This window comes from Parasphingorhabdus sp. (assembly GCF_036964675.1).
In the GTDB taxonomy this organism is placed as follows: Bacteria; Pseudomonadota; Alphaproteobacteria; order Sphingomonadales; family Sphingomonadaceae; genus Parasphingorhabdus.
Window position 1 is genome coordinate 1 of sequence record NZ_JBALTF010000173.1, and the last position, 537, is coordinate 537.

Genomic DNA, 537 nt, shown 5'->3' on the forward strand with positions numbered 1-537 from the left:
TGCAGGTGCAAAATATCTCAAACTAACCAAGCGACGACCCCTTAATCTGCCCCTCCCCCCAGGTTCAGATCACATATAGATGCGCTTTTCTAACCAAAAAATATAGTCAAAAAAAAGGCCTGACCAAATTAATGGTCAGGCCGATAAGGAAAAAGAACTCAGATACCATCACATCAGGATGGTGCGAGCCCTTCGGGTCGCACCACCGCTATGCACCGGAACTGGCTTAACTTCATTGGACAAATACGACAGATTCCTGAGATAATCTTGACAATTGAGGACACAACCCCTGTTTGCCTTCAGGCTTCAGCGGCTCGAAGCAATCCAGGCGTCAACCCTCTCTTCCATGATGTCCAGTGGCACCGGACCACTTTTCAGCACCACGTCATGGAACTCGCCCATGCTGAACTTGTCGCCCAGAGCGTCCTGCGCCCGCGTCCGCAGCTCGAGTATTTTCAGTTTGCCGATCATATAGGCGGTCGCTTGCCCGGGATAGACGATATAGCGCTCGATCGCCTTGCGAATATCGCCCTCCGG

Annotated in this window: 1 protein-coding gene; it reads right to left on the reverse strand. The window is 51.6% G+C overall.

Features of this window, described 5'->3' with window-relative positions; all coding sequences use genetic code 11:
- Positions 1–306: 306 nt before the first annotated feature.
- Positions 307–537, reverse strand: a 231-nt coding sequence (locus tag V7665_RS13810; RefSeq protein WP_335665100.1) for a DUF885 family protein, incomplete at its 5' end; no start/stop codon positions are given.